General features: G+C 35.2%; 1 protein-coding gene. It reads left to right on the forward strand.

All coding sequences use genetic code 11. The annotated features are described in order from the left end of the window. Positions 1-1,176: phosphoenolpyruvate carboxylase (locus EGI24_RS14285; protein ID WP_255049135.1), on the forward strand; the 1,176-nt coding region annotated here is incomplete at its 5' end. Positions 1,177-1,484: the final 308 nt, after the last annotated feature.

The following is a 1,484-nucleotide window of genomic DNA, read 5'->3' on the forward strand; positions in this document are numbered from 1 at the left end:
ATAGAAGAAATAAACGTTGATATAGTACCCCTTTTCGAAACCATCGAAGGTTTGGATACTGCCAGACAATCTATGGGTGAGCTTTATAATTTAGAATATTACAAAAAACAACTCAAGTACCGTTCTGATTTCCAAACGATTATGCTTGGTTTTTCGGATGGAACCAAAGATGGTGGATATATAAAAGCCAACTGGGAGATTTACAAAGCAAAGGAAAACCTAACAGCCGTATCAATGGAAAACGGCATAAATGTCGTCTTTTTTGACGGCAGAGGCGGCCCTCCAGCTCGTGGTGGTGGCAAAACGCATCAGTTTTATGCTTCACAGGGTCCAAGTATTGCGAATAATGAAATCCAGATAACCATACAAGGACAAACCATCTCTTCAATGTATGGCTCAAAACCTCAGGCGATTTTCAACTTCGAACAGTTGCTATCAGCAGGAGTAATAAACGACATCTTTACAGACGACAAATCACTGATAAGTAGTCAAGAACGTGACCTTATAGAAGAATTGGCTGAAGTGGGTGGCAAGAAGTATTTAGAATTAAAAAATCATCCGCTATTTGTATCATATCTGGAACATAAAAGCCCGCTCAAATATTACGGAAAAACCAAAATCGGAAGCCGACCAAGTAAAAGAAGCACTTCTAGTCAGCTTAAATTGAGCGACTTACGGGCTATCCCTTTTGTGGGATCATGGAGTCAATTAAAACAAAATGTTCCGGGCTTCTTTGGATTTGGTACTGCTCTTCAGTCTAAAATAGATGAAGGAAAATTGGAGGATTTGAAAGACCTTTTTGAGAATTCATTATACTTCAAAACCTTGATGCAAAATAGCATGATGGCTCTTTCGAAAACATATTTTCCATTGACTTCATATATGAAAAACGACCCCATTTATGGTGAATTTTGGAATATTTTGTATGAAGAACAACAGAGAAGTATAAACAATATGCTCTTAGTTTCAGGTCAAAAATTATTGATGGAAACTGACCCTATCAGCATGATGTCAGTAGAATATCGTGAAAATATTGTATTGCCATTGTTGGCTATTCAGCAATATGCCTTGCAAGAAGTGGAAGAAAATCTAGACGAAAATGCCAAAACTGTTTTTGAGAAAATGGTTACAAGGTCGCTTTTCGGAAATATTAATGCGAGTAGAAACTCCGCTTAATAGATATTAGAAATATTTAAAAAGGATTAAGAGAACTCGACCTTCTTAATCCTTTTTTTTGCAAAAAACCTTCATTTACTTAATCGCTTCATTTTAAAAACAAAACACTGTGATTTTTCTAAATTTGAGAAAGTGAAGAATTTAAGAGGCATTAAGACCAACCGAAATCTTCATTAACTTCATTTCTTAATCACTTCATGTTAAAAACCAAAACGTGTGATTTTTCTAACATTGAGAAAGTGAAGAATTTAAGATACATTAAGGCATAGCAGAATCATCATTTACTTCATTTCTTAATAACTTCATGT

This window comes from Lacihabitans sp. CS3-21 (assembly GCF_024343675.1).
Classification (GTDB): Bacteria; Bacteroidota; Bacteroidia; order Cytophagales; family Spirosomataceae; genus Leadbetterella.